At 62.1% G+C, this 24924-nt stretch carries 29 protein-coding genes; 16 read left to right on the top strand and 13 right to left on the bottom strand.

Annotation, left to right across the window (positions count from 1 at the left end; genetic code table 11):
• Positions 1-31 precede the first annotated feature (31 nt).
• Both edd and eda read left to right on the top strand, forming a co-directional pair.
• Positions 32-1852 (top strand): phosphogluconate dehydratase, encoded by a 1821-nt coding sequence (gene edd, locus O6760_RS17760; RefSeq protein WP_269581046.1) that lies wholly within the window; start codon positions 32-34, stop codon positions 1850-1852.
• A gap of 57 nt (positions 1853-1909) precedes the next feature.
• Positions 1910-2515, top strand: coding sequence for a bifunctional 4-hydroxy-2-oxoglutarate aldolase/2-dehydro-3-deoxy-phosphogluconate aldolase (gene eda, locus O6760_RS17755; RefSeq protein ID WP_442969930.1), 606 nt, complete (start codon positions 1910-1912; stop codon positions 2513-2515).
• Between the two features lie 30 nt (positions 2516-2545).
• Here eda and O6760_RS17750 read toward each other — a convergent pair whose 3' ends face one another.
• Positions 2546-3169: a PilZ domain-containing protein gene (locus O6760_RS17750; RefSeq protein WP_269581044.1), complete on the bottom strand. Its 624-nt coding sequence runs from the start codon at positions 3167-3169 to the stop codon at positions 2546-2548.
• A gap of 301 nt (positions 3170-3470) precedes the next feature.
• Between O6760_RS17750 and O6760_RS17745 the strand changes: the two genes are divergently transcribed.
• From O6760_RS17745 to O6760_RS17715, 7 genes are all read left to right on the top strand, one after another.
• Positions 3471-4262, top strand: a complete 792-nt coding sequence (locus tag O6760_RS17745) for a delta-class carbonic anhydrase (RefSeq protein ID WP_269581043.1) — start codon at positions 3471-3473, stop codon at positions 4260-4262.
• Between the two features lie 152 nt (positions 4263-4414).
• Positions 4415-6037 (top strand): glucose-6-phosphate isomerase, encoded by a 1623-nt coding sequence (gene pgi / locus O6760_RS17740; protein ID WP_269581042.1) that lies wholly within the window; start codon positions 4415-4417, stop codon positions 6035-6037.
• A gap of 233 nt (positions 6038-6270) precedes the next feature.
• Positions 6271-6540, top strand: coding sequence for a glycine zipper domain-containing protein (locus tag O6760_RS17735; RefSeq protein WP_269581041.1), 270 nt, complete (start codon positions 6271-6273; stop codon positions 6538-6540).
• Positions 6541-6589: 49 nt separating this feature from the next.
• Entirely contained in the window at positions 6590-6754 is a 165-nt protein-coding gene (locus O6760_RS17730; RefSeq protein ID WP_269581040.1) for a lipoprotein, read from the top strand.
• Positions 6755-6803: 49 nt separating this feature from the next.
• Positions 6804-7073, top strand: a complete 270-nt coding sequence (locus O6760_RS17725; RefSeq protein ID WP_269581039.1) for a bacteriocin — start codon at positions 6804-6806, stop codon at positions 7071-7073.
• A gap of 48 nt (positions 7074-7121) precedes the next feature.
• Positions 7122-7391: a lipoprotein gene (locus tag O6760_RS17720; protein WP_269581038.1), complete on the top strand. Its 270-nt coding sequence runs from the start codon at positions 7122-7124 to the stop codon at positions 7389-7391.
• 355 nt (positions 7392-7746) lie between these two features.
• Positions 7747-8019, top strand: coding sequence for a glycine zipper domain-containing protein (locus O6760_RS17715; RefSeq protein ID WP_269581037.1), 273 nt, complete (start codon positions 7747-7749; stop codon positions 8017-8019).
• A 72-nt stretch (positions 8020-8091) separates the two neighbouring features.
• Here the strand turns inward: O6760_RS17715 and O6760_RS17710 are convergent, their stop codons facing one another.
• The 3 genes from O6760_RS17710 to ald all read right to left on the bottom strand — a co-directional run bounded on the left by O6760_RS17710 (position 8092) and on the right by ald (position 10277).
• Positions 8092-8349, bottom strand: coding sequence for a hypothetical protein (locus O6760_RS17710; protein WP_269581036.1), 258 nt, complete (start codon positions 8347-8349; stop codon positions 8092-8094).
• A 340-nt stretch (positions 8350-8689) separates the two neighbouring features.
• Positions 8690-8866 (bottom strand): hypothetical protein, encoded by a 177-nt coding sequence (locus O6760_RS17705; RefSeq protein ID WP_269581035.1) that lies wholly within the window; start codon positions 8864-8866, stop codon positions 8690-8692.
• 271 nt (positions 8867-9137) lie between these two features.
• The gene (gene ald / locus O6760_RS17700) at positions 9138-10277 is read right to left on the bottom strand and encodes an alanine dehydrogenase (protein WP_269581034.1); all 1140 of its coding nucleotides are present in this window, start codon (positions 10275-10277) and stop codon (positions 9138-9140) included.
• 182 nt (positions 10278-10459) lie between these two features.
• Here ald and O6760_RS17695 point away from each other — a divergent pair, with 182 nt between their 5' ends.
• From O6760_RS17695 to O6760_RS17685, 3 genes are all read left to right on the top strand, one after another.
• A complete protein-coding gene (locus O6760_RS17695) occupies positions 10460-10930 on the top strand; it encodes an Lrp/AsnC family transcriptional regulator (protein ID WP_269581033.1) in 471 nt (156 codons plus the stop codon).
• A gap of 55 nt (positions 10931-10985) precedes the next feature.
• The gene (locus tag O6760_RS17690) at positions 10986-11501 is read left to right on the top strand and encodes a hypothetical protein (protein ID WP_269581032.1); all 516 of its coding nucleotides are present in this window, start codon (positions 10986-10988) and stop codon (positions 11499-11501) included.
• A gap of 123 nt (positions 11502-11624) precedes the next feature.
• The gene (locus tag O6760_RS17685; protein ID WP_269581031.1) at positions 11625-12515 is read left to right on the top strand and encodes an SMP-30/gluconolactonase/LRE family protein; all 891 of its coding nucleotides are present in this window, start codon (positions 11625-11627) and stop codon (positions 12513-12515) included.
• On the opposite strand, the gene O6760_RS17680 is transcribed toward O6760_RS17685, so the two are convergent.
• Both O6760_RS17680 and O6760_RS17675 read right to left on the bottom strand, forming a co-directional pair.
• Positions 12504-13505 (bottom strand): glutathione S-transferase family protein, encoded by a 1002-nt coding sequence (locus O6760_RS17680; RefSeq protein WP_269581030.1) that lies wholly within the window; start codon positions 13503-13505, stop codon positions 12504-12506. The genes O6760_RS17685 and O6760_RS17680 overlap by 12 nt on opposite strands.
• 51 nt (positions 13506-13556) lie before the next feature.
• Positions 13557-13985, bottom strand: coding sequence for a DoxX family protein (locus tag O6760_RS17675; protein WP_269586297.1), 429 nt, complete (start codon positions 13983-13985; stop codon positions 13557-13559).
• Between the two features lie 106 nt (positions 13986-14091).
• On the opposite strand from O6760_RS17675, the gene O6760_RS17670 reads away from it, so the two are divergent.
• Positions 14092-14991 carry a LysR family transcriptional regulator gene (locus O6760_RS17670; RefSeq protein WP_269581029.1) on the top strand — a complete coding sequence of 300 codons (900 nt, stop codon included), beginning with the start codon at positions 14092-14094 and terminating at the stop codon, positions 14989-14991.
• A gap of 42 nt (positions 14992-15033) precedes the next feature.
• Here the strand turns inward: O6760_RS17670 and O6760_RS17665 are convergent, their stop codons facing one another.
• The 3 genes from O6760_RS17665 to trhO all read right to left on the bottom strand — a co-directional run bounded on the left by O6760_RS17665 (position 15034) and on the right by trhO (position 16853).
• Positions 15034-15258, bottom strand: a complete 225-nt coding sequence (locus O6760_RS17665; protein WP_269581028.1) for a hypothetical protein — start codon at positions 15256-15258, stop codon at positions 15034-15036.
• A 50-nt stretch (positions 15259-15308) separates the two neighbouring features.
• A complete protein-coding gene (locus tag O6760_RS17660; RefSeq protein WP_269581027.1) occupies positions 15309-15896 on the bottom strand; it encodes a hypothetical protein in 588 nt (195 codons plus the stop codon).
• Between the two features lie 129 nt (positions 15897-16025).
• Positions 16026-16853 carry an oxygen-dependent tRNA uridine(34) hydroxylase TrhO gene (gene trhO, locus O6760_RS17655; RefSeq protein WP_269581026.1) on the bottom strand — a complete coding sequence of 276 codons (828 nt, stop codon included), beginning with the start codon at positions 16851-16853 and terminating at the stop codon, positions 16026-16028.
• Positions 16854-17191: 338 nt separating this feature from the next.
• Here trhO and O6760_RS17650 point away from each other — a divergent pair, with 338 nt between their 5' ends.
• Complete coding sequence (locus O6760_RS17650) at positions 17192-17719, top strand: PAS domain-containing protein (protein WP_269581025.1); 528 nt, start codon at positions 17192-17194, stop codon at positions 17717-17719.
• Positions 17694-19028 carry a methyl-accepting chemotaxis protein gene (locus O6760_RS17645; protein ID WP_269581024.1) on the top strand — a complete coding sequence of 445 codons (1335 nt, stop codon included), beginning with the start codon at positions 17694-17696 and terminating at the stop codon, positions 19026-19028. Before O6760_RS17650 ends, O6760_RS17645 begins: the two co-directional genes overlap by 26 nt.
• Before the next feature lie 17 nt (positions 19029-19045).
• Here the strand turns inward: O6760_RS17645 and O6760_RS17640 are convergent, their stop codons facing one another.
• Positions 19046-19567 carry a hypothetical protein gene (locus tag O6760_RS17640; protein WP_269581023.1) on the bottom strand — a complete coding sequence of 174 codons (522 nt, stop codon included), beginning with the start codon at positions 19565-19567 and terminating at the stop codon, positions 19046-19048.
• A 256-nt stretch (positions 19568-19823) separates the two neighbouring features.
• Here O6760_RS17640 and O6760_RS17635 point away from each other — a divergent pair, with 256 nt between their 5' ends.
• The gene (locus tag O6760_RS17635) at positions 19824-21101 is read left to right on the top strand and encodes a malonyl-CoA decarboxylase (protein WP_269581022.1); all 1278 of its coding nucleotides are present in this window, start codon (positions 19824-19826) and stop codon (positions 21099-21101) included.
• A 24-nt stretch (positions 21102-21125) separates the two neighbouring features.
• Here O6760_RS17635 and O6760_RS17630 read toward each other — a convergent pair whose 3' ends face one another.
• From O6760_RS17630 to O6760_RS17620, 3 genes are read right to left on the bottom strand one after another with little or no spacing between them, the layout of a single operon-like run.
• Positions 21126-22118, bottom strand: coding sequence for an FAD:protein FMN transferase (locus tag O6760_RS17630; protein ID WP_269581021.1), 993 nt, complete (start codon positions 22116-22118; stop codon positions 21126-21128).
• A complete protein-coding gene (locus O6760_RS17625) occupies positions 22118-24319 on the bottom strand; it encodes a PepSY domain-containing protein (protein ID WP_269581020.1) in 2202 nt (733 codons plus the stop codon). Before O6760_RS17625 ends, O6760_RS17630 begins: the two co-directional genes overlap by 1 nt.
• Before the next feature lie 15 nt (positions 24320-24334).
• Positions 24335-24796: a DUF2271 domain-containing protein gene (locus O6760_RS17620; RefSeq protein WP_269581019.1), complete on the bottom strand. Its 462-nt coding sequence runs from the start codon at positions 24794-24796 to the stop codon at positions 24335-24337.
• Positions 24797-24924 lie beyond the last annotated feature (128 nt).

Genomic DNA, 24924 nt, shown 5'->3' with positions numbered 1-24924 from the left:
AGCCAGCACGGCTAGCAAAGGATTTGAAGCAATGACCATCCAGGATCGCATTGGCGACGTCACCGAACGGATCGTCAAACGCAGCCACGACAGCCGGTCTGTCTATCTGGACCGCATCGGCAAGGCCGCCGACAAGGGCCCGCAGCGCTCGCGCCTGTCCTGCGGCAACCTCGCCCACGGCTTCGCCGCCTGCGGCCTCTCCGACAAGCAGGCCCTTTCCGGCGACGTGGTGCCCAATCTCGGCATCATCACCGCCTATAACGACATGCTCTCGGCGCACCAGCCCTATGAGACCTACCCGGCGCTGATCCGCGACGCCGCCCGCGAAGTCGGCGCGGTCGCCCAGGTCGCCGGCGGCGTGCCGGCCATGTGCGACGGCGTTACCCAGGGCCAGGACGGCATGGAACTGTCGCTGTTCTCGCGCGACATCATCGCCATGGCTGCCGCGGTCGGCCTGTCTCACCAGATGTTCGACGCCGCCGTGTTCCTCGGCATTTGCGACAAGATCGTTCCGGGCCTGGCGATCGCAGCCCTCTCCTTTGGCCACCTGCCGGCGGTGTTCGTGCCTGCCGGCCCGATGACCACCGGCATTTCCAACGACGAGAAATCCAAGATCCGCCAGCTCTACGCCGAGGGCAAGGTCGGGCGTGACGCGCTGCTGGAAAGCGAATCCAAGGCCTATCACTCGCCGGGCACCTGCACCTTCTACGGCACGGCCAATTCCAACCAGATGCTGATGGAGATCATGGGCCTGCACATGCCGGGCGCCTCTTTCGTCAATCCGGGCACACCCCTGCGCGACGCGCTCACCAAGGAAGCCGCCAAGCGCGCCCTGGCCATTTCCGCGCTCGGCAACGAGTTCACGCCCGCCGGCGAGATCATCGACGAGAAAGCCATCGTCAACGGCGTTGTCGGCCTGCACGCCACCGGCGGCTCGACCAATCACACCATGCACCTGGTCGCGATTGCCGCGGCCGCCGGCATCAGGCTGACCTGGGACGACATCTCGGACCTTTCCGACGTGGTGCCGCTGCTTGCCCGCGTCTACCCGAACGGCAAGGCCGACGTGAACCACTTCCAGGCGGCCGGCGGCCTGCAGTTCCTGATCCGCGAGCTGCTCGGTGACGGCTACCTGCACCAGGACGTCAAGACCGTCTTCGGCACGGACCTTTCCGGTTACACGTCGGAAGCGAAACTCGACGCGGACGGCAATGTCCTGCGCCAGGAAGTGCCCGAAACCTCCGGCGACGAAACCGTTCTGGCACCGGTCTCAAAGGCCTTCCAGCCGACCGGCGGCCTGAAGATGCTGACCGGCAACATGGGCAAGGCCGTCATCAAGATCTCTGCCGTGGCCAGGGAGCGTCACGTCATCGAGGCCCCTGCCCGCGTCTTCCACGACCAGAACGACTTCCTGACGGCCTTCAACAACAAGGAACTGACCGGCGACGTCGCCGCCGTCGTCCGCTTCCAGGGCCCGAAGGCGATCGGCATGCCCGAACTGCACAAGCTGACGCCCTGCCTCGGCATCCTGCAGGACCGCGGTCACAAGGTCGCGCTGATCACCGACGGCCGCATGTCCGGCGCGTCCGGCAAGGTCCCGGCGGCCATTCACGTCACGCCGGAAGCCGCCGCCGGCGGACCGATCGCGAAGATCCGCGACGGCGACATGATCCGCGTCGACGCGGTCACGGGGACGCTGGAAGTCCTGGTGGACGAGGCCGAGTTCAACGCCCGCCCGCTTGCCGAAGCCGACCTGAGCGAACACCAGTTCGGCACCGGCCGCGACCTTTTTGCCGCTTTCCGCGGTGCCGTCGGCGCGGCCGACACCGGCGCCCACGTGTTTGGTGCCTGAACGGAACAATTCTAGGAGACGCCTGTGGCCCAGGACATTGAGAAAATCGAGAAAGTGATGTGCGCCGCGCCGGTGATCCCGGTTCTGGTGGTGGAAGACCCGAAAAAGGCGGTGCCGATGGCCGAGGCGCTGGTGCGGGGCGGCCTGCCGGCAATCGAGATTACCTTGCGCACGCCGCACGCGCTGGAAGCCATCAACGCGGTCAACGAACATGTCGAGGGCGCGATTGTCGGCGCGGGCACGGTTCTGGACGCGAAGCAGTATGACGCCGCCGTCTCAGCCGGCTCCCGCTTCATTGTCTCCCCCGGCGCCACCGAGGCCCTGCTCGATGCCGCCGACCAGCACAGCGTGCCGCTGCTTCCCGGTGCGGCAACGGCCTCGGAAGTCATGTTCCTCATGGAACGCGGCTATCGGCGTCTGAAGTTCTTTCCGGCCGAACAGGCCGGCGGCGCGGCCTATCTGAAGTCCCTGTCCTCACCGCTGGCGGCGGCAAAATTCTGCCCGACCGGCGGCGTCTCGCTGGACAAGGCTCCGGACTATCTCAAGCTGCCGAATGTGCTTTGTGTCGGAGGATCCTGGATTGCCGACGCCAAGGCCATTGCGTCTGACGACTGGAGCGGGATCGAGGAACGCGCCCGGGCGGCCGCAGGCCTGAGAGGCTGACGAGACGCAGACAGAGCAGCCGGGTTCGCCTCAGGCGGTCGGCTGCTCTGCCGTGTCTTCACCGCCGTCCTCCACGGGCACGCCGGCATCTTCCTCATCAGCCTCGTCTTCGTGTTCAAGTGTTCTGTGCCAAAGAAGGCGAAGTCCAGCGGATGTTTCATTGCGCCAGGCGAATTCGGCAATCACCGGCTTGTCGAACTTGCTCATGGTCAGCACCACTTCCTCTGGCAGGGACGGCAGGCCTTTCGCCGAGATCTTGCACCCGTTCTTGCCCGCGTCGATGATCGTGCCGGTGATCTCCGTGATGCCGTCAAGATCCGCGATCTTCACGGGAATGCTGACATTGTTGCGCTTTTCGCGGCGCTTGTCGGCGACACTCTTCTCGGCCTTGGCGAAAACCACCGCCGCATCGTTTCCCTTGACCGAGGTGACATGCGCCTTCACCAGCGTGTCGGCCGCCTTCGGCCAGATGGCGATATTCTTGTAGAGCCTGCCAATGTCGACCGAAACCAGCCGGCAGCCCCATTCACTGACGTTGGACACGGTTGCATTGACCACCGCGAGATTGTCGAAATCGACAACGACGACTTCTTCTTCCGCGTCCGGTTGGTCCTGCAGATGGCACAGCCCATGTGATTGTGTTTCCGAATTCATGGAGCCAGATTACCTAGGGGCCGGTTTCAATTCACTTAAGACCAGGCGCACGCGCCGGGCCTTTGCAAGTATTCAATCAGAACAGGGATACGGCGTACACATTGAAATTGCATTTGCCGTTAATTGAAATCGCTCCAATGACGTATGGTTAACTCTGAACGGTATAAGGCACCCTTCGCAGTAATTGCGACTGGTTCCCTAACATCAAACATGGTTCAGATGTGAGGTTCGAAAGCACACGCGGTTCCGTTTCCAGAATTGCGCTCAAGAATACACCTCTTCGACCCCGGAGGAGACTTTGATGACAACCAGATTCGGATTTCCCCTTGCAATCCTTCTTGCAGCCCTGCCCTTTTCAACCAGCGACGCCGAAGAACTCTGCGAAGGTTACGGGCCTCAGACCCCACGTGACATATCCAGCAAGGAAGGCCTGAACGCTGCAACGGTCGCCATCGCCCCGGCCCCCGACAAACTGAACCTGTGCAACATCCACACCCACACCAACGCCGAACACAAGGCTCCCGGTTTTGCCATCTTCGCGGGAGAAGGCGAGCATGGCGGCTACAAGTGCAACGGCACGGAGGAACTGACCGACGCGGAGCTGGCCGAACCCGCGGGCGACGCCTTTCGCGGCGTCAAGCCCGGCGACACGATCGAAGTGCACTGGGTGTTTTCATCCTGCAACATCCAGCCGGGCAAGGGCCTGGGCGCCTGTCTCAGCGACGCCTGCGCCAATCCGCAGCTGCGCGTCGAGGCCCAGTCCTTCCTGGTTGTGAACGATGCCAACGCGCCCAGCTTCCTGGATTTCGTCTATGACGGCAACCTCGTCGACGGTCGGCACCAGCCCAAAGCCCTGCCTGCAGGAACCGGAGACCCGGTCACCTTCATCGGCTCCACCACCGGTCCCAACTTCGATCACGCCGTCTGCTCCCCGCTTCAGGTCACCTGGAGTGTCAGGCCGCAATGCACCAAGTTGGACATCAATTCGCTGCATGCCTGGGCGGAAAAGGGCAATGTCTTCGAGGAAGACCATTCCCATGGTGTGCGCCAGCTGGTGACCGCACCGGAGCTGCTCGCACCGATCACAAACTGACAGGCCGTTGCGGTCGGGAACACCGCCGGATCCCGGTTTCGGCGGTGTTGCACGGAATTTTCTCTCCCCCTTGAAACAAGGCTGTGCTATCTGAGGCCCGACGCTAAAAACAGCGCGAAAACGGCGCTTAAATCGATTTAGGGAACTCGTTCATGGCTCTTGAAGCAGCGTTTGAAGCTCTTACCCGGCAGGCCGACACTTTGCAGAAGACCAATCTGCGCACGCTGTTCGCTGCCGACCCGGACCGGTTCACAACCTTCTCCGCAAGCTTTGACGACCTGCTGCTCGACTATTCCAAATCGAAGATCGACGGCAAGGCCTTCGACCTGCTGCTCGACCTTGCCCGGACCGCGGATGTCGAAGGGCGGCGCGCGGCGATGTTTGCCGGCGAGAAGATCAACGCCACGGAAAACCGCGCAGTCCTGCACACGGCTCTGCGCAACCGCTCCGACCGGCCGGTGATGGTCGACGGCAAGGACGTCATGCCGGACGTGCGCGCCGTGCTCGATGCCATGGCGGACTTTTCCGAGGCGGTCCGGTCCGGAGAGCTGACGTCGTCCAGCGGCGACGCCTTCAGCGACGTGGTCAATATCGGCATCGGCGGATCCGATCTCGGCCCGGTCATGACAACCCTGGCGCTCAGCCCCTATCACGATGGTCCGGAGCTGCATTACGTTTCCAATGTCGATGGCGCCCATATCGCCGACACGCTGGAAAAACTTGATCCCGCGACAACGCTGATCATCGTCGCCTCGAAAACCTTCACCACCATCGAGACCATGACCAACGCGCAGACCGCGCGCAAGTGGATCGCCGATGCCCTGGGAGAGGACGCCGTCGGCGATCATTTTGCGGCCGTTTCCACGGCCCTCGACAAGGTTGCCGCCTTCGGCATCGACGAGGCCCGGGTGTTCGGTTTCTGGGACTGGGTCGGTGGTCGTTACTCCGTCTGGTCCGCCATCGGCCTGCCGCTGATGATCGCCATCGGCCCGGATGCCTTCAGCGACTTCCTGGAAGGCGCCCACGCGATGGACAGCCATTTCGCCGACGCCCCGCTGGAGAAAAACCTGCCGGTGCTGATGGCCCTGATCGGCGTGTGGAACCGCGATTGCCTTGGCCTCGCGTCCCGCGCCGTGCTGCCCTACGACCAGCGCCTGTCGCGCCTGCCAGCCTATCTGCAGCAGCTCGACATGGAATCGAACGGCAAACGCGTGCGAATCGACGGCAGCAGCGCCCCGCAGGAAACCGGTCCGCTGGTCTGGGGCGAGCCGGGCACCAACGGCCAGCATGCCTTCTATCAGCTGCTGCACCAGGGCACGACCGTGATCCCGTGCGAGTTCCTGATCGCGGCCAACGGCCACGAGGATGACCTCAAGCACCATCATGAGCTGTTGATCGCCAATTGCCTGGCGCAGTCCGAAGCCCTGATGCTCGGCCGCACGCTCGACGAGGCCACGGCCCAATTGAAGGCATCCGGGCTTGCCGATGACGAGGCCGGGCGCCTAGCACCGCACAAGGTGTTTCCGGGCGACCGCCCGTCCCTCACGCTGGTCTATGATTCGCTGACCCCCTTCGCACTCGGCCGCCTGATTGCCCTTTACGAACACCGTGTCTTCGTCGAAGGCGTGATCTGGGGCATCAACTCCTTCGACCAGTGGGGCGTGGAACTCGGCAAGGAACTGGCGACAGCCCTGCTGCCGATGGTCAAGGGGGATACGGCCGCAGATACCAAGGACGCCTCGACAAGAGGGCTGCTGCGGGCAATTCGCAGCTGACCTGCCGAACTCCAGCGGCCGGATACGCGTTAACACGTTGGGCAAACGCCTTACTTTTGCCCAACCGGCGCATTCTGTATCTTGATTGAGGATGACTCTGTCCACGCGGGGACGGCCCCGGCCGGTTGTGCGAATTGACACATTGCCCCCGCGTGTAAAGCAGCTTAACCTCGGTGAGACTTTATTCTTTGCAAATTCACCGCGTTAGGCGGAACGGAAGGGAGATACCTTTTATGAAAAAGCTTGTTCTGCTTGCAGCTGTCGGCCTTGCTCTGGCCGGTTGCCAATCCGACAGCTCTCGTGACCGCGCTCTTGTCGGCGGTGGCCTCGGCGCCGCGACAGGTGCTGCCATCGGTGCCGCGGCAACAGGAGATGTCGGCGGTGCGCTCGTCGGCGCAGCCATCGGCGGTGCCGGCGGTGCCATTGTCGGCGGAGCCACCACACCGAAAAACTGCGTCGCGTATGACCGCTACGGCAATCCCTACCGGGTCGCCTGCCCCTAAGACGGTTTGACGGTTTTCCGCGTCGGTCACCAGCCGGAGGAGGAAAACGATGAAAACACGCATCCTGATCACTGCAACGGCGCTCGCCCTCCTGGCGGGTTGCCAATCCGGCGGTCAACAGGGTTCAGCACAGGTCGGAGGCGGCGCGGCAGCACTGCAAAACTGCGTTGCCTACGATCAGAACGGTAATCCTTACCGGGTAGCCTGCCCGTAACCGTGCGGGGCTTGTCCATATCGGTTTCGTGACCGCTGGGAAGAATGTCATGAAGAGACTATATCTGATTGCTGCGGCAGCAGTGTTTCTGGCGGGCTGTCAGTCCGACAGCCAGACGGACCGGGCGCTGGTGGGCGGCGGTCTCGGTGCCGCCACGGGCGCCATCATCGGTGCCGCTGCCGGCAACGGCGCAGGGCCGGCCCTCGCCGGTGCCGCCATCGGTGCTGCCGGTGGCGCGATCGTCGGCGCGGCAACGACGCCGAAAAACTGTGTCGCCTATGACCGCTACGGCAATCCGTACCGGGTCGCTTGCCCTTAAGACTTGCAGATAGCTTCAAGACCGGCAACGGTCCGGGGGAAAGACGTGATGAAGAAATTGTTCCTGGTGGCCGTGGCCGCCGTGCTTCTGGCCGGGTGCCAGTCCAGCAGCTCCCGTGACCGCGCCCTGATCGGCGGCGGTCTTGGGGGAGCGACCGGTGCCATCGTCGGCGCTGCGGCCGGAGCCGGTGCCGGACCGGTCCTCGCCGGCGCCGCCATCGGGGCCGCCGGCGGCGCGCTGATCGGCGCGGCGACGACACCGAAAAACTGCGTCGCCTACGACCAGCGCGGTAATCCCTACCGGGTCGCCTGTCCTTAGGTGACGGCCCCATAAATGAAGACGAAATGGCATGAAAGTGGCGAAACGCCGCCAGGGAGGGTGCGTGGAGCAGGCTTTTCGCCCGGTCAAGCGCGCTGACGGCGCGAAGTGAAGCCAATCCATGTCCCTCGGGTTTGACCGAATTGGGCGTCCTCAGCGTCACGAAAGGCTTGAAAACGAACCACATTTCCTGCGCTTTCGCTCCTTGATGAAGACCAATTCGCCTCAAACCAGTTCATCTTCATTTGTGGGTCCGTCACCTAGGGTCAGCATTGGATAACCAGGTTCCGGTAAGGTTCTGTTAACCATAAAACCCCACCCTTGGCGGTCAGATATTCCGCCAAGGACCGCTCCCATGAGACCTGTCTTCGCCGCAACGCTTCTCGCCGTTTTCCTGGCCGGCTGTGCCAACACGGAAAGCCAGCGTGACCGCATGCTGATCGGCGCGGGCCTTGGCGCGGCCACCGGCGCCACCATCGGTGCGGTCGCGGGATCCACAGTCAACGCCACACTGGCCGGGGCCGCGCTCGGCGCCGTCGGCGGTGGGCTCATCGGCGTGGTCACCACGCCGCGAAATTGTATTGCCCATGATGAATACGGCACGCCTTACAAGGTGCGGTGTCCTTGAATGGCGAACCGACGCCACGCGTGGCGTTTCACAATTTGTAAATTGTGCCGCAAGTAGGCCTGAGGTTTCGTATCAGCGGTACCCTTGAGACCGGTACTTGTCCCGCAGGCGAAGCAATGTCGCTCTTGCCTTGGCTTCCTGCCAGGTGCCGTCTTCGGGAGTACCCAGCTTGCCATCTTCGGCCATCTTGACCAAATCCTGCTCTGCCTTTTGAAGCGCCGTGTATTTCCATGCATCTGGCGGCCTATTGGCACCCTCTCCAGTTGACTGACAACCGGCGAGAAGCGCTACAGGGAAGAGAATTGAAACGATGACCAGAAGGTCTCTCAAGCGTAGTATCATCAAGAAGGAACGCCCTTGCTAAGAGTTGTTCGAGACTCTTCAACACATATCAGATTCTTGCTCGCGCCTGGAACCATCGGCGGCGGTATCGTCGGCGTGCCCCCCCGAAACTGATTTGCCCGCGACCAGGACGGCACGCCCTACAAGGTCAGGTGCCCGTAAGCGCGAGGCTCAAAGCCCTCGCCCCAATGCGGAATCGTCATCTGCGCGCCGCTTGGCGCTCATCAGGAGAGTTTTCCAGACCTTGAACGTTCAAGGACCGCCACCGGTCGTGCTTCGATTGCCCGGCTGATTGCCCGGCTTCAGGGCAATGTGGCCCGTCTCCGCCTCAAATCACGCCGGCCTTCTTCATGTCGGCCATGGTGTTCAAGGCAAACAGGGCGATCCCGAACAGAACAAACGCGGCACCTGTGATCGTCAGAAGAAAACTCCGCTTTTGCCAACCCTGTCCGAGCAGAACAACACCGGCGCCCACGATTGCGGCCAAAATGACTGAAACGAACATGTTTCAACTCCAGTGACATAAAATCCGACATCACTATTTTTGATATAAATTAAGGAAAGGCTTCCAAACCGGACACGCCGCGTCATCGCACCGTTTTTAGATCGGCTCCTCAAGACAGATCTCCCGACCGTATCCTTGGTCCTGGCGGCAGTTACCGCGAGCCTTGGCTTCGACTGCACCCGCATGGGACAGGCATAGCCCCCCTTGAAAGAACAAAAAGCCGGCTCGAGGGCCGGCTTTTCGCATTTCAGGCAACAATGGTCTGCCGATCTCAGGCGGCGGCGCTTTCCTTGGCCTGCTCCAGGGCCACTTTCGGATCGACATAATCGTAGCCGAGAGCCGTCGCCACGGCTTCACAGGTGACCTGCCCGCCGATGACGTTCAGGCCCGGCAGGAAATGCGGGTCGTCGAGCAGCGCCTTCTTGGCGCCCTTGTCGGCCAGCGCCAGCGCGAAAGGCAGCGTGGCGTTGTTGAGCGCGTGGGTGGAAGTCTTCGGCACGGCGCCCGGCATGTTGGCGACGCAGTAATGCACGACCTCGTCGATGATGTAGGTCGGGTCGGAATGGGTGGTCGCCTTGGAGGTCTCGAAGCAGCCGCCCTGGTCGATGGCGACATCCACCAGAACCGAGCCCGGCTTCATGCGGCTGACCAGATCGCGCGACACCAGTTTCGGCGCGGCGGCCCCAGCCACCAGAACGGCGCCCACAACAACATCGGCGTCCAGCACGTATTTCTCCAGCGCCGCCTTGGTCGAATAGACGGTGGTCAGAGCCGGTCCGAAGGTCTGGGCCAGATTGCCGAGCACGGCGGTGTTGCGGTCAAGCACGGTGACGTCCGCGCCGAGGCCGATCGCCATGGTGATGGCGTGGGAACCGACGACACCGCCGCCGATGACGACGACCTTGGCCGGCGCAACACCCGGCACGCCGCCGATCAGGGTGCCGGAGCCGCCCTGGGCCTTTTCCAGTGCCTTGGCGCCGGCGATCACCGCCAGGCGGCCGGCAACCTGGGACATCGGCACCAGAAGCGGCAGGCCGCCGCGGGCATCGACCACGGTTTCATAGGCAATGCAGGTGGCACCGGACTTGACGAGGTCCGCGGTCTGGGCCGCGTCCGGGGCCAGGTGCAGGTAGGTGAAGAGAATGTGGTCCGGGCGCAGCATGGCGCGCTCGACGGCCTGAGGCTCCTTCACCTTGACGATCATGTTGGCCGCGTCGAACACATCCTTGGCGGTCGGCAGGATCTTCGCGCCTGCGGCTTCATAGTCGGCATCGCTGGCACCGATGCCGACGCCGGCATTGGTCTCCACCACGACCTCGTGGCCATGGGCCACCATTTCATGAACACTGTCCGGGGTCAGGCCGACCCGGTATTCATGGTTCTTGATTTCCTTCGGCACACCAATGCGCATGTCCACGTCTCCTCTGGAAGCGTTTTGATTGCCTTTAAGTCTACGCCCGATTGCCTCGCATGTGCTTGCGTTCCCGGGGCCTCCAACGCCATTTAACGCAAGTTTGTTGCGTAAATTGGACAAACACTCAAATTTCTTGCTAGGTATTATCTCAAAGCCAGCAATATGTGCGGTGCAGCATAATGAAACTCGACCGTCTCGACAAAAAGATCCTCAATGTCCTGCAAGCCGACGGCCGCATTGCCAATGCGGATCTCGCCGAAAAGGTGGGCTTGTCCGCGTCCGCCTGCCTGCGCCGCATGCGCGCGCTGGAAGAAGCCGGCATCATCGACAAGTATGTCGCGCTCCTGAACCAGAAGACGCTCGGCCGGCACATGGATGTCTTTGTCGAAATCTCGCTGACTGGCCAGTCCAAGGAGACATTGGAGAATTTCGAACGCGCCGTCGCCCGCTCCGACGAGATCATGGAATGTTTCCTGATGGCGGGCGACGCAGACTATATTCTCAGGCTGTCGGCCCGGGACCCGATCGATTTCGAGCGCATCCACCGCGACCACCTCGCCCAGCTGCCCGGCGTGTTGCGCATGAAGTCCTCCTTCGCCATCCGCCCTATTGTCCGCCGCACGGCGATCCCGCTGGGTCAGGATTGGTAATGAACAACGTATGTCCCCACAAGAAAGAACCGTAGATCTGGAGATGAGGTGTGTCATGCAAGCGTTCTGGATGAGCAAATTCAAAATCTTTGCAATAACGGCAATGCTAAGTCTCACAACATTACCAGTAGCGTCGGAGGACTATGTAGAACTAAGCGATTTTCACAAGAAGTTATTTAAGGATCTCATTGATCAATTAGACGCACCGCCACAGATAGTTAGTTACGTTGAGGAAAACAAATTTCATTTACGTATTAAAAGTTTCGACATGATCCTGAAATACAATCACATTTCACTAACCTCAAATATTGACTGCATAGAAAATCGCTGCTTCACGATTATCTTCCATGTGGATTATAATACCACTGAGAAACCTTGGAAATTTGCGTTGGCCACCTACGCAGTTGATCATTCCGGTCTAGAAGACGAAGTAAGATTCCAAGAAAACCTCGACCCAAACGATTGCGAGCTCCAGTTTCGCGGTGAATGCCTGAGTGTTTTTTCAGACGAATTCCATCCTCCAATTCGTCCAGGCAACGGCCTGGGAAAGCAAGCCGACAATCCGGGTTGAATTCTCGTTAATCTGACAAGGTGCTGGACCACAATCAGCAATCCAAGACGGTCGACGTTGGCCGCAACCCCCGCTATAGTCCGCCTCCATTCAAAGGATTGGCTTTTCAAGGAATCACGTCCGGTGACCCACACGATCACCCGCTTTCTCGACACGACCTACCAGCTTGCCGAATGCCCGACCTGGGATGACAGAAAGAACCGCCTGCTGTGGGCCGACATCCAGGGCCGCACCATTCAGTCGATGGACTGGCAAACCCGCGACATCACCACCTGGCATTTCGACAACGAGGTCGGCTCTTTCGGACTGACGGACGACGACCGGCTGATCGTCAGTGTCTGGGACAGGATCCTGCTGTTCGATCCGGCGACGGAAACAAGCGAGGTCCTTGCCGAAGTCCAGGCGGACGAGCCGCGCACCCGTCTCAATGACGGCAAGGTCGGTCCGGACGGTGCCTTCTGGGTGGGCACCATGGACACCAGTTCGCCGCGCGAACCGATTGCCGGTCTCTACCGCGTCGATGCCAGCGGCGAGGTCGCGGAGATCCGCGACGAGCTGCAGTGTTCCAACGGCCTCGCCTGGACGCCGGACGGAACCTACATGTACCATTCCGACACCTCGCCCGGCTGGATCGAGTATTACGCCTTCGATCCCGCGACCGGAGCGCTCGGCTCCAAGATGCTCTTCGCCCAGCAGACCAACGCGACCGGACGCCCGGACGGGGCCGCTGTCGACACGGACGGCAATTACTGGAGCGCCGGCGTGTCGGCCGGTGTGCTGAACTGCTTCAGCGAGGACGGCAACCTGCTTCACGCCATCAAGCTTCCCGTCGACAAGCCGACCATGCCCTGTTTCTGCGGTCCGGAGCTCGATCACCTGGTGGTCACCAGCATCAAGCAGCCGTCCGACCCGACCGCGGTCGAGCCGGACACGCTGTCCGGCGGGCTGTTCCTGGTGGAAGGACATGGCCGGAAAGGCCTCAAGACCTACCGGTTCGGGTCCTCAGGCGGCTGATCTGTCGAGACGGGACGTGTGCGGGACCGCAGTTTGCCCGAAAGGATGCAGCGGTCCCATGGGAACCAGTCCACCGGGGTTGAGCGCCTTGATCGAATAATATCCGGCCTTGATGTGATCGGGATGCACCGATCCGCCAAAGGCCGGATGCCCATACAACCTCTCGAGATAGCGGCTCAGGAACACATGTTCCCGGATCGTCTTGAGATTGCACTTGAAGAGATCGACATAGGCGAGATCGAAGCGGGCAAGCGTCACGAACAGCCTGATATCGCTTTCAACGATCTCGTTGCCGGTCAGATAGGGCCGCCCGTCCGACAGCCGCGTTTCAAGCGCATCCAGTGTCGCGAACACGTCAACCACCGCTTCCTCGTAGGCGGACTGGCTTTTGGCAAATCCCGCCTTGTAGACGCCGTTGTTGAGCCCCTCATAAAGAAGCTGATTGAGCGCCGCGATCTCCGGACGCAGGGCATCGGGCCGCAAGCTCGGCCCCTCGCCCGTCAGGCTTTCGAAGCCCTTGTCGAAGATGCGCAGGATATCGGCCGATTCGTTGTTGACGATGGTCTGCCTTTTCCTGTCCCAGAGCACGGGGACGGACGCCCGTCCGGAATATCCCGGATCCGCCTTCGTATAGATCTGATGCAGATACTGCGCGCCGGTTTCAGTGTCCGGCCCGGAGGCTCCGGGAAAAGTGCCGAACCGCCATCCCTCGGAACTGAGAACCGGCTCCAGGACCGAAACCGAGACGATGTCCTCCAGCTTCTTCAGGGACCGTGCAATCAGTGTCCGCCCCGCCCAGGGGCAAATGTAGTTGACGAACAGGTGATAGCGCCCCGCCTCCGCCTTTTCGCCCGGCTGGCCTTCCGGCCCCGGCTCACCGGTTGGCGTGATCCAGTTCCGGAAACTGGAGGCCTGCCGGACAAAACGGCCGTTTTCGTCGGACTTCTGAAAAGGATGCCAGTCGGCACTCCACTTGCCATCGATCAGCATGTCGTTCTCCGCTCACAATCAATTGGGTTTCTCGGTGGGACAAGCGCCGGTTCAGGCCGTCGGCTGCAGCCGGGCCGCTTCTGTGCCGCCAAGGCGCAATGCATAGGCGCCGCTGCCGAGAAGTGCCTGAACACCGAGGGCCACTGCCCAGAACGCGGGGAACTCCCAACCGCCGTTGTCATTTGAAAACAACCAGCCGTTCTGGGCGTGAACAAACACGATCGCCCCGATGAGAACGGGCAGGAGCACGAGGCTGACGGCGCGAACGAATACCCCTGCCAACAAAAGCAGCGCACCGGCCACTTCGGCAAAGATGGTCAGATAGGCCAGGAAACCCGGCAGCCCGAGGGACTGGAAGAACCCGGCTGTCCCGGCCGGCGTGAACACGAAAATCTTGAGCCCCGCATGGGCCAGGAACAGCAGGGCGAGGGAAACACGCAGCACGAGCGCTGCATAAGGGGCGGTCCTGGTATCGATCATTTCAATCTCCATCATTCGGAACAAGGTTGTCCTGACGATATAATTGATGAAAATATGCCGATAAATATTCGTATCGAGCACGCTTTGTATCAAAAAAGGATACAATATGAATCTGATCGACAGCATGCGCGCCTTCGCCGCCGTGGTGGACAGCGGGTCTTTCACCCGGGCCGCCGAGAAACTGGCGAGTTCGAAAACGCTGACCAGCAAGAAGGTCCAGGCACTTGAGAACCATCTCGGAACGCGCCTGCTCAACCGCACCACGAGAAGCCTGAGCCTGACCGAGGCCGGCCGGCTGTTCTACGACCGGTGCCAGCCGATCCTCGAGGATGTCCTGGATCTTGAATCGCTGATGCAGAACCAGCTTGCCGCACCGCGCGGACGGCTCGTTGCCACGGCTCCGACGACTTTCGGGGAAATGTACATCGCGCCGCTTCTGCCTGTCTTCGTGCAGCGCTATCCGGACGTCGAAATCGATCTCAGCCTGACCGATCGTCACGTCGACATCGTCGAGGAAGGCTTCGACATGGCGGTTCGCATCGCCGATCTGCCGAGTTCCGCGCTGATCGCCCGAAAGCTCGCTGCCGCGCCGATTCATCTCTGCGCAACGCCGGAGTACCTGGACACCCACGGGCGTCCGGATCATCCCGTCGACCTGGCGCAGCATCCCTGTGTCATCGACACGAATTTCAGCAATCCCAGGGCCTGGCCGTTTCGCGACGGGCCCAAAAAGCTGTCTGTCCCCGTCAAGGGGCCCCTGTCGGTCAACAGCGCAAGGGCGGTCAGGGACAATGCCCTGGCAGGCTGCGGCATTGCGCTTTGTCCGGGTTACATGATCGCGGACGAACGCGAGGACGGCCGGCTCGAAACGGTTCTGGCGGACTACAACGCTTTCGACATCAGCGTCTTTGCGGTCTACAGCTCCAGGCGCAATCTCGCCCCGAAAGTAAGAGCTTTCGTTGATTTTCTGGCAACGGAACTCGCACGGGCAAGCGAACGCTGGTGACAGGCGACGTTGTGTACGGTCCAAAGACCGGTTGGCGTTCTATCATTCCCCTGCGCGGCGGCAGCGTCTGAGTGCCTCGACGATCTGTTCCGCCATCACTCCGGGTACCTGTATCTTGGTCTCCCCGAAAAGGTGTACGACGGCGTGTTCACCGTCTGCGGACTGTTCGTTGTAGATCCGGACCGACTGGTTTTCCGGTATCAGGACCGCCATGGAGCCACCCTCGACACTCAGCAGGATCGACGACGCCACCAGTGTGCAAATCATGTTTCAGCCCTCGCTGGTCGTCTCATTCAACCGTCTTTTGATCCACAGTCCTAGTAACGGCAACCGCGTACCCGGACCGGTTTCCAGACCTGCTGCGCCGGCTGGACCAGGACCTGGCGGCTGACCGTCGTGTAGACGGCCGGTTTCTGCACCCGGTAACTGGAAGCGGGCTGGACCAGAACCTTCTCATTGACCGTGCTGTAAATGGCCGGCTGGCGGACGGCCACCTTCGAGGCCGGCTGGACCAGCACCTGTTGGCTGACAGTCTTGTAGACGGCCGGATTCTGCACCTTGCACAGGATCTTGCGGCCCTTGATCACCCGGTACTCCCAGCCGACGCTGGCCGGCTGCACCAGGACGCGGCTCTGTCGTGTCTGGTAGACCGCCGGGCTGGTTCGATAGCTGACCCTTTCGGGCTGCACCAGCACCCGGCGTTTCTGATAGCCATAGACGGCGGGCTTCTGCACCACGTAGCTGGAAGCCGGCTGAACCAGCACCTTCTGGTGAACCGTCCTGTAGACGGCGGGAACGGTCGCCTGTTCGTAACAGGACAGGGCCCGGCCGCCGGCGACGGCGGAAGAGGCAAGAACCGGTGTAAGAACCAGCGCGGCGGCCGCGCTCCAGAACCTGTGACGCATCGACTTTCCCCCAGTCTGGCGCAGAAAAATGCACTGCACTCCTGACCTTAGGAAAGTTCTCCAGGGGGTTAAAGGGAAAAAGTTAACAATCGTTAACGATTGCCGTGCCGGATCGGGACGCGTGCGGGATCAACCGGCCCTCGACGGTGCCTCGACATCGTCATCGGCCCGTGCACCTGTCTCGTAATCCGTGTCCTCGTTGATGATGTGGCGGGCCTCTTCCGGGATCCAGGCGCCCCAGCGCGGCTGCAACTGATGGTCGACGGACACACGGTCGTCGAAGACGAAACACTCGCCCTTCCACAGGCTCTCGCCTTCCGGCACCTTTTCCAGGTAGTTCAGGATGCCGCCCTCCAGGTGATAGACATCCTTAAAGCCCTGTTTCAGCATCCAGGCCGTGGCCTTCTCGCAGCGGATGCCGCCGGTGCAGAACATCGCCACCTTGGGCTTCGTCTTCAGGGTCTCCTGGCCTTCGACCCAGTCCGGGAATTCCCGGAAGGACTGGGTCTCGGGGTTCAGTGCCCGCTCGAACGTGCCGAAGGCGAATTCATAATCGTTGCGCGTGTCGATCACGACGACATCCGGATCGGCGATCAGGGCGTTCCAGTCCTCCGGCTTGACATATTCGCCGACAATCTCGTTCGGATCGATACCGTCGACGGCGAGCCGTACGATTTCCTGCTTAAGGCGGACCTTCATGCGCTTGAACACATGGCGGTGGGTCCAGGCCTCCTTGTGTGTCAGGTCTTTCAGCCGCGGATCGCTGCGCAAATGCGCCAGAACCTCGCGCACGCCCGCTTCCGGGCCGCAGATGGTGCCGTTGATGCCCTCCGAGGCCAGCAGCAGGCTGCCCCTTACATCGCGCGCCTCACAATAGGCCTTGAGCGGATCGCGCAGCGCGTCGAAGTCATCGAGCGGCGTGAACAGATAGAGGGCGGCAACGAGAAATTCGTTCATCTGGCTTTTCTTTTCCGGGCAAACAACCGGCTGTGACCAGGCGCACGGACGCGTCGTGATCATGATCCGGTCAATTGGCGCCCTCTATACAGCCACAGGTCCCGGACTGCAAAGTCCGCAGTTTCTCGGATCCCGTCACCGCGAGACACTAAAGCGGCACCGGCACGGGCTGAAATGCGGCAGATCCGTCAGCATTTTGGAAACGCGCGTCAAAAATCAGTAAAAATGCTTATATGTCAGAGCATTAGAGTATAAGTATCTTTACATGCTTTATGGATAATTAAGTTCAGGCGGTTAGCTTCTGCCCACGATACCGATTCCGAGCGGGCACCAGCAGGATGACACATTACAAAGTCGCCCCCACGGGGGTGGAGCGGTTCTTCTCCGAACGGGACCTGATTGTCTCGAAGACCGACACGCGTGGACGCATCACCTACGCCAACAATATCTTCCGTGACATTGCCGGTTTTACCGGCAAGGAACTGGAAAACGCACCGCACAGTCTCATCCGCCATCCGGACATGCCGCGCTGCGTGTTCAAGCTGCTCTGGGACACGATCGAGGCAGGCGGCGAGATCTTCGCCTATGTGATCAACATGTCCGCCAACGGCGACCATTACTGGGTCCTTGCCCATGTGACACCGAGTTATGACGGCACAGGAAAGATCATCGGCTATCACTCCAATCGCCGTGTTCCCAACCGGCGGGTCGTCGACGACGTGATCATCCCGCTCTACGCCCAGCTTCTGAAGACGGAGCAGACGGCGGACAACCGCAAGACGGGCATGCAGGCCGGCCACGACCAGCTGGTATCGATCCTTCAGTCAAAAGGCATGGGTTATGACGAGCTCATTCACACTCTATAACGCTGCCCTGGGCGCGGCCCTGGTCGGTCTGGCGGGCGCGGGAGCGGGTCTTGCCGGGCTCGCCGGCTGGACACTCGCCGCTTCACTGCTTTGTTCCCTCACCGTCCTCGGTGCGATCTTTGTCCTGATCGCCGTGCACCGCGCAAGACAGGGGCTCACCGCGGCCACCGAGGTTTGCAGCAGTGTCGGCTGGGGCGACTTCGAGGCCAGGGCCAGGGACTATGTCCATCAGGGCGAAATCCGTGACCTGATGATCGCCATGAACCACATGATCGACCGGACGGACGCCTTCCTGCGCGAGGCAGCCGCATCGATGACGGCCATTCAGAACAACCAGTATTACCGCCGCATCCAGCCGGGCGGCCTCAACGGCAGCTATCTCCAGAACGCAGGCATCATGAACGATGCCATCGAGACGATCAAAGGCCGCGTCGGTGCCTTCCGCCAGTCGACGGACTCCTTCGAAAGCCAGATCGGCCAGATCGCGCAGAGCCTGATGACTTCGGCCGGCAGCATGACCGGAACCGCCGGCGACATGGAAACCTGCGCGGTTTCCAACGCCCGGGTTGTCACCGACATTGCGGACGCGGCATGCGAAACCTCCGACAAGGTCAACGCGGCTGCGGAGGCGGCCGATCACCTCAGTGAGACGACGGCGGAGATCAGCGGCCAGATCGAACGCTCCCTGGAAATCGCCCGGGCCGCCGTTGCCCAGGTCGCCCAGGGTCAGGACAAGGCCAACTCCTTGCGCACCTCCGCGGAAGCCATCGGCGAAATCATCAGCCTGATCTCGTCCATAGCCGACCAGACCAACCTTCTGGCCCTCAACGCCACGATCGAGGCGGCCCGCGCCGGTGAAATGGGCAAGGGTTTTGCCGTCGTTGCCGCCGAAGTCAAGGAACTGGCCACGCAGACCGCCAAGGCCACCCAGGAAATCACCCAGTCCCTGGAAGAGGTCGACAGCGCCAGCCAGGAAACCGCCCGCTCTTTCGACACCGTGTCCAGGACCATCGCGGAGATCGAGGAAATCACGGGCATGATCTCCACGGTTTCCGCCAAACAGGCCGAGGCGACGCAGGCCATCCGGGAAAATGTGGCCCACACGGTCAAATGCACGGAGAAGGTTTCCGGCATAGTCGGGGGCGTTTCCGAAAACGCTGCAACCACCCAGGCCGCGTCGAAGACCGTTTTGGACTCGGCGCAGTCCATGAACGCCAATGCCGGTCAGCTCACAGACGCAGTTGCCGCCTTCTTCCGTTCGCTGAAAAAGGGACCGCTCGAGCAGCAGGATGAAAGCCGGGCCGCCTGAGTGGCGCCCCCGATGCTTCAGACCGTACCGAAACCGCCGCCGCGCCACTCTCCCCGGAATTCGCCCATTTGCGTGCCGGTTGTATCCTCGTCTGCGTATCCGTCTGTTCTCATGTGAAGGATAAAGCTGCACAGGAGCTCGCGTATCTGGGCATCGTAGACCGGATAGCCGTGGTCGATCGCCTTCCTCAGCCAGGTGTCAACCATCCGGATTGCGTCGTCCGTCGGCGTTGCTCTCGAATATGTGGACCTGATGTGGTCCTGCATTTGCTCCGCCCAGTCGCCCGCGCGAGCGCTGGTATAGGTCTGTACACATTGATTTGTGTAGCTCGAGATCTGCTGTTGTGTTCCCGGATTGAGCAAGGGGTCGTAGCGCGGGTTTCTCACAACAACCTTGCCGTCGTCCCGGAACACAGCACCCGGTTCCGCGACGATTTCCAGGCTGGGTTTTGCCCGCGCTGCCTGATTCAGCCTGTTCAGTGCGTGTTTGAGGGGCAACGTTGCCCGGTTGTACTGATCCCGATTCAGAAGCGACTTCATCCCAGCCTCCCAAGGTCAGAATGTCAGAACCACAACCATAACTTCATAATTATGCAGAAGATACAATTTTAAGTATTTCGTTTCCCTCCGGCTGCTCGAAGCCGGTCTGAACGAGGCGGGAAGAAAATCCGGCAGCTTGAAATGCCACTGCCGCCGAGGGGCCTCTCCCTCCTTTGGACAATTGGGGGAGCGACTCTCAGCCCTTATGTTCACAGGAGAAACTCAGGCAAGTCCAACGACCGTCCCGGAGAGTTCCATGTCCATTTTCGGTGATCTGCTGTCGACCATCTTCGAGCGCCGCCCCCTCACCTTTTCCCCGGGCCGGCAAGACACCCGGCCGATGGAGGACCTGATCAGTGCCTTGGTGAGCGCGGCCGGCGAAATCACCGGCCTGTCGGTCGCCACCAGCATCCTGCAGCGCTACCAGGAGATGGACGACGACGGCAAACTGGCCTTCTTCCGGCATCTGGCCGGCGGCATGAACATCGACCCGGACAAGGTCCGCGCGACGCTGGCGGCCTATGAGGCCGATCCGAGCAAGCAGTCCTACCGCGCCTTCATGGCAGCGGTCGAACCGGACCGGCAGGAGCTGATCCGGCGGCTCAACCAGATCCCGGGCGCGACCGAAATGCTGGTGCGCATGCGCGCCGACCTCTTGAGGCTCGGCGCCGGCGACAATGCGTTGCAGGCGCTCGACCAGGACTTCCGTCACCTGTTCCTGTCCTGGTTCAACCGCGGCTTTCTCGTGCTGCGGCCGATCAGTTGGGAAAGCCCGGCCCACATCCTGGAGAAGATCATTGCCTACGAGGCGGTTCACGAGATCGCCAGCTGGGACGACCTGCGCCGCCGGTTGGTGCCGGGCGACCGCCGCTGCTTTGCCTTCTTCCACCCATCCATGCCGGACGAGCCGCTGATCTTCGTCGAGGTGGCCCTGACAGCCGAGGTCCCCGGCTCGATCCAGGCCCTCCTGGCCGAGGACCGGGAGCCGATCACCGCGGAGAAGGCCAGGACCGCGGTGTTCTATTCGATCTCGAACTGCCAGGAAGGCCTGGCGGGTATTTCCTTCGGCAATTCCCTGATCAAGCAGGTTGCCGCGGACCTTTCCAGGGAATTGCCGGGCCTGAAGACCTTCGTCACCCTGTCACCGATCCCGGGTCTGACCAAGTGGCTGGTTGCCGAGGATATTGCCTTTGCCGAGGCCGACGAGAAGCGGCTGCGCCAGCTCGCGGCCCATTACCTCGTGTCTGCCAAGCGTTCGGACGGCCAGCCGCTGGATCCGGTGGCGCGTTTCCATCTGGGCAACGGCGCCCAGGTGCACGCGGTCCATGCCGAGGCCGACACGTCCGAAAAAGGCAGGGTCCAGTCGGCCGGCATGATGGTCAACTACCTTTATGACCTCGGCAAGGTGGCGCAGAACCATGAGCGCTTCGCGACATCGGGCGATATCGCCGCCTCTTCCGAGATCAGGGGACTGGATGCGGCTGCGCGAAAGCAGGATCTCAGGCGGCCGGCCAAGGACGAGGTCTCGGGCTGACGAGACTCTTCCCCGGCGCCAGCGTCACCGCATGCTTTCGGGCAGGAGCTCCGGCCGAGAGGCAGACATCGCGATCCCGCCCGACGGCTTGCGGTTCAGAAAAATGGCGTCAAGACCGCAATCCCTTGCCTTGGCCAGCCCCTGATCCGGTCCCATGACCATCAGCGCGGTTGCCCAGGCATCCGCTTCCATGCAGCTCCCGGACAGAACGGACACCGACAGAAGTCCGTTGTCCACCGGCACGCCGTGCTGCGGATGCATGGTGTGCGACACCATCGTTCCCGAAGCGTTGCGGACCTTCCGGTAATTGCCCGAGGTCGCCACCCCCGCGCTGGCGAGTGCAAGCGTGAAGGCTTCGCTTCGAACGTCCCTCTCCGGGCGCTCCAGCGCCACGGACCACGGCGCACCACCGGGCTTGCAACCCGAGGCGCGCAGCTCGCCATCAATGGAGACCAGGTGGTCGCATAGCCCCCAGCGGGACATCACCCGGCTCAGGCAATCGGCGCCGTAACCCTTTGCGATGCCGCACAGGTCGAGCTGGCCTTCGGACAAACGCCTGAGGCGCCTGCCGTTCCGGTCCAGTTCAACCTCGCGCCTTTGGTGCTGCCAGGTCTCCTTCAGGCGGGCGGCCATCGCCGTGTCGACGGTTTGCCGGTCGGGGCCGAAGCCCCAGGCGGCCACCAGCTCGCCGACAAACGGATCGAAGGCACCGTCGCTTTCCACGCAGATCCTGAGTGCGGCGTGAACCACCTCATAGGTTTCGTCCGGCAGGTCGACCCAGGTGCCGGGCGGTTCCCGGTTGAACCGGCACAGGATCGAATCCCGTTGCCACGGCGACATTTGCAGATCCACCCGGTCGACGGCGGCCTGCAGGTCTGCCCGAAGCGCCGCCTGTTCAACCGGAAGATCCGAATAGAACACCACGCCGTAGCGCGTTCCCATCGTCGCCCCGTTCACGACATGCCGGTCCGGCAAACTGGTCGAGACCGGTGTGGCGGCTGCAAGTTCGATATGCATCAGAAGACGTCCTCCAGATAGCGGCCCTCGGCCCGCAACGCGTTGACGGAAAGGCCCAGCGGCGCAAGCACCTCGCCAAAGGCATCGCGAACACCCTCGGCCATGTCCCTGCCGCCGCAAATCATGACACGTGCGCCGCTCAGAACGGCCCGCCGAAGCTCCCCGGCATCCGCGCGCACACACTCCTGCACATAGGCGCCGCCCGGCACCCGGGAAAAGCTGAACCGGGCCTTGTGCAGCCTGCCGGTCCTGACCAATTCCGCGATTTCGTCCCGGTACAGAAGGTCGCTGTCCGGATCGCGGTTGCCCGCAAACAGATAGACCGGTCTCGACGGGCGGTTGCCGCGCGCCATGCCGACCAGGGGTGCCACGCCGGTACCGGCGCCGACCAGGATCACGGGAGCCTTGCCGCGCGGAAGGTGGAAACGCGGGTTCGGCCTGATGAAACCGGAGATCCGGTCACCGGGCTCGAGGTTGCACAATTGGCCGGAACAGAGCCCCCCCGGCTGTTTGCTGACGGCGATTTCCAGAAAGCCGTCGGGTGAACCGGAGGCAAGCGAATAAAAGCGCGGCACGTCCGAGCCCTTCGGCAGAATGCCGATCAGATCGCCTGCCTTGTATTCCGGAATTTTCCGCTGCCCCCGGCCGCCTGCGGCGGGACGGAAGCGCAGAACGCTTTTTGGCGTCTGGTACGCCTGTCCGTAGTCCTTGCGGCCGAGGCATTCCCAGGTTGTCAGCTCGGGCAGTTCCGTCCTGTGCTCAACCTCCAGGTCGATGCCGGCCACCGCGCCGAAGGCACGGCTCCACGCGGCAAAATCCTGTGCGGATTGCCGGTCGACGGTTGCCATCTCCAGAAGCGGGCGCAGTCCCCTCGCCTTCAGGTCCCGCTCCACCTGCCCTGCGTAGGCGCAATAGGCGGCAAAACCGCGGTCGCCGAAGCCGACGACAGAGAAGCCAAGCGCCGGCCCGGCTTCGAAATTCGCCAACCGGGACTGGAACCCGGTCGCGGAAACCGGTGCGTCGCCGTCGCCATAGGTCGCCGCCAGCACGATCAGCCACCTGGCTTTCGGATAGTTCCTGGCAAGATCGTTCATGGCAGCTGTATGGACGCACAGCCCCTCGGCTTTCAGCGAAGCGTGAAGGCTTCTCGCAAAGCCCCAGGTGGAATTGCCTTCGCTGCCGACGAGGATCACGGTATCGGCGTGTCCGGCCGGATCATTGCCGGCGATCCGGGTGCCTCCTCGCACGCGCACGGTCCAGGAGGCCAGGCCGGAAACGAAGAGGACCGGCACGGCGAGCCCGGACAGGCCGAGAAACAGCGCATACGCCCAGGATCCCTGGCCCGCGTGCAGCGTGAAAGCCAGTTGATAGAGATCTTGCGCGAGCGTGTTTGCGGTAAAGTCCATGGACCTGCCCGTGCCCTGATCGATCCAGCCCGATCCGTCGGCAATTGTCAGGGAAAAGACGTCAAGGGGGTCGCCTTGCGCCGGAAAGGTCAGCTCCCGCAGGCCGGTCACCGGAAGGTCTTGCAAGGCCGGCATGTCGCCCACGACCATGGCCGGACCGCCGGAGGACTGAGGGAAGGCGAAGAAACCGTCTTCCTGCGATGCCCCGATCACGCCGAAAGTGGTCAGCGACATGTAGACGCCGGAAACGGCGAGAAGGCCGATCCCGGCAATCGCGAGCCGTCCCGCATGCACATGAAGGCGCTGCGCAAGGCTTCCCTGCGGCGCCGTCAAGAGGCGATGCCAGCCGCCGCAGCGCCTGGCCAGCAGCAACACACCACCGGCAGCAAGCAGGAGCATCACGGCAGCTCCGGTTCCACTCGCCAACCGGCCCGTCTCGCCGGCAAGAAACGAGCGATGCAGCTCCGTCACTGTCAGGAAGAACGGCGAAGGCGCGTAGGGTCCGAGACTGGCGCCGGTTTGCGGGTCAACCAGATCGGCAGAGATCCCGGTTCCGCCGGCATGATAGACCACGACCGCACCGTCCGCCTTCTGCACGATCCGCTGCGGTTCGGCAAAATGCGCGGCCACGCCGGAGACAAGTCCAGCCACGGTCTGCGTCGGCGCAGCGCCTGATGCCGGCGATGTCAGGCGGGTGAGCACGGGTTCCAGTGACAGGACACTGCCGGTGACGGCCATGACCGTGACCAGGACACCCGCAACAAGGGTGGGCCAGGAGTGCAGGGATCTCAGCATCGCAGTGCTCCGATCCTACATCTTTACCGAAAGCGTGCGGACAAAACCCGAGCCGCCCGCGCTCGCGCCGGGGGCAAGGGGCACCGCCGCGTCGCGCGGCTTGTCGCCCCAGTCCTCGACGGAGGCATCGACCACCACCTGGTAGCCGGCATCGATCAGGGCATCGGCAACATTGGCCCGTACTGTCAGGGTGCGGCCGCTGCCGACGCTGGCACCCGTAAGACCGTCGATCGCGCCGCCCGCGCTCGAAATGCCCCGGGCCCAGCCCTTGAGGTGGCGGTAATATTTGGACTTGCCGCCGGCCACCCAGAGGGTCTGCCGATACCGGCCGGCCCCGTCGACCAGATAGACGGCGAGATAGGCGCCCGGTCCCCGGTAGTCCTTCATGTCCACGGTGACGGTCACGTCCTTTGCCATCGCGGCCCCCGGCGCGATCAGCGCGGTCGAAAGCAGCAGCGCGCAAGCTAAATTCTTCATGGCGAGTTGATCCTCGTTGCGTTAGACGCGACAAGGAAACGGGAGCAAGCTGTCAGGCACCTGAAGGGAATCGGAAAATCCGTTCAGCCCAGTGTCAGGTTTCAGTGTCAGGTTTCAGTGTCGGGTTC

Source organism: Roseibium sp. Sym1, from assembly GCF_027359675.1.
Classification (GTDB): Bacteria; Pseudomonadota; Alphaproteobacteria; order Rhizobiales; family Stappiaceae; genus Roseibium.
Note: the sequence above shows the minus strand (reverse complement) of the source record. Positions and strands in the feature narration are given on the sequence as shown.

What these genes read in the sequence shown, in the direction of transcription:
- edd (WP_269581046.1), top strand. Translation starts at nt 32, where the DNA reads ATGACCATCCAGGATCGCATTGGCGACGTCACCGAACGGATCGTCAAA.
- eda (WP_442969930.1), top strand. Translation starts at nt 1,910, where the DNA reads ATGTGCGCCGCGCCGGTGATCCCGGTTCTGGTGGTGGAAGACCCGAAA.
- O6760_RS17750 (WP_269581044.1), bottom strand. Translation starts at nt 3,169, where the DNA reads ATGAATTCGGAAACACAATCACATGGGCTGTGCCATCTGCAGGACCAA.
- O6760_RS17745 (WP_269581043.1), top strand. Translation starts at nt 3,471, where the DNA reads ATGACAACCAGATTCGGATTTCCCCTTGCAATCCTTCTTGCAGCCCTG.
- pgi (WP_269581042.1), top strand. Translation starts at nt 4,415, where the DNA reads ATGGCTCTTGAAGCAGCGTTTGAAGCTCTTACCCGGCAGGCCGACACT.
- O6760_RS17735 (WP_269581041.1), top strand. Translation starts at nt 6,271, where the DNA reads ATGAAAAAGCTTGTTCTGCTTGCAGCTGTCGGCCTTGCTCTGGCCGGT.
- O6760_RS17730 (WP_269581040.1), top strand. Translation starts at nt 6,590, where the DNA reads ATGAAAACACGCATCCTGATCACTGCAACGGCGCTCGCCCTCCTGGCG.
- O6760_RS17725 (WP_269581039.1), top strand. Translation starts at nt 6,804, where the DNA reads ATGAAGAGACTATATCTGATTGCTGCGGCAGCAGTGTTTCTGGCGGGC.
- O6760_RS17720 (WP_269581038.1), top strand. Translation starts at nt 7,122, where the DNA reads ATGAAGAAATTGTTCCTGGTGGCCGTGGCCGCCGTGCTTCTGGCCGGG.
- O6760_RS17715 (WP_269581037.1), top strand. Translation starts at nt 7,747, where the DNA reads ATGAGACCTGTCTTCGCCGCAACGCTTCTCGCCGTTTTCCTGGCCGGC.
- O6760_RS17705 (WP_269581035.1), bottom strand. Translation starts at nt 8,866, where the DNA reads ATGTTCGTTTCAGTCATTTTGGCCGCAATCGTGGGCGCCGGTGTTGTT.
- ald (WP_269581034.1), bottom strand. Translation starts at nt 10,277, where the DNA reads ATGCGCATTGGTGTGCCGAAGGAAATCAAGAACCATGAATACCGGGTC.
- O6760_RS17695 (WP_269581033.1), top strand. Translation starts at nt 10,460, where the DNA reads ATGAAACTCGACCGTCTCGACAAAAAGATCCTCAATGTCCTGCAAGCC.
- O6760_RS17690 (WP_269581032.1), top strand. Translation starts at nt 10,986, where the DNA reads ATGCAAGCGTTCTGGATGAGCAAATTCAAAATCTTTGCAATAACGGCA.
- O6760_RS17680 (WP_269581030.1), bottom strand. Translation starts at nt 13,505, where the DNA reads ATGCTGATCGATGGCAAGTGGAGTGCCGACTGGCATCCTTTTCAGAAG.
- O6760_RS17675 (WP_269586297.1), bottom strand. Translation starts at nt 13,985, where the DNA reads ATGATCGATACCAGGACCGCCCCTTATGCAGCGCTCGTGCTGCGTGTT.
- O6760_RS17670 (WP_269581029.1), top strand. Translation starts at nt 14,092, where the DNA reads ATGAATCTGATCGACAGCATGCGCGCCTTCGCCGCCGTGGTGGACAGC.
- O6760_RS17665 (WP_269581028.1), bottom strand. Translation starts at nt 15,258, where the DNA reads ATGATTTGCACACTGGTGGCGTCGTCGATCCTGCTGAGTGTCGAGGGT.
- O6760_RS17660 (WP_269581027.1), bottom strand. Translation starts at nt 15,896, where the DNA reads ATGCGTCACAGGTTCTGGAGCGCGGCCGCCGCGCTGGTTCTTACACCG.
- trhO (WP_269581026.1), bottom strand. Translation starts at nt 16,853, where the DNA reads ATGAACGAATTTCTCGTTGCCGCCCTCTATCTGTTCACGCCGCTCGAT.
- O6760_RS17650 (WP_269581025.1), top strand. Translation starts at nt 17,192, where the DNA reads ATGACACATTACAAAGTCGCCCCCACGGGGGTGGAGCGGTTCTTCTCC.
- O6760_RS17645 (WP_269581024.1), top strand. Translation starts at nt 17,694, where the DNA reads ATGACGAGCTCATTCACACTCTATAACGCTGCCCTGGGCGCGGCCCTG.
- O6760_RS17640 (WP_269581023.1), bottom strand. Translation starts at nt 19,567, where the DNA reads ATGAAGTCGCTTCTGAATCGGGATCAGTACAACCGGGCAACGTTGCCC.
- O6760_RS17635 (WP_269581022.1), top strand. Translation starts at nt 19,824, where the DNA reads ATGTCCATTTTCGGTGATCTGCTGTCGACCATCTTCGAGCGCCGCCCC.
- O6760_RS17630 (WP_269581021.1), bottom strand. Translation starts at nt 22,118, where the DNA reads ATGCATATCGAACTTGCAGCCGCCACACCGGTCTCGACCAGTTTGCCG.
- O6760_RS17625 (WP_269581020.1), bottom strand. Translation starts at nt 24,319, where the DNA reads ATGCTGAGATCCCTGCACTCCTGGCCCACCCTTGTTGCGGGTGTCCTG.
- O6760_RS17620 (WP_269581019.1), bottom strand. Translation starts at nt 24,796, where the DNA reads ATGAAGAATTTAGCTTGCGCGCTGCTGCTTTCGACCGCGCTGATCGCG.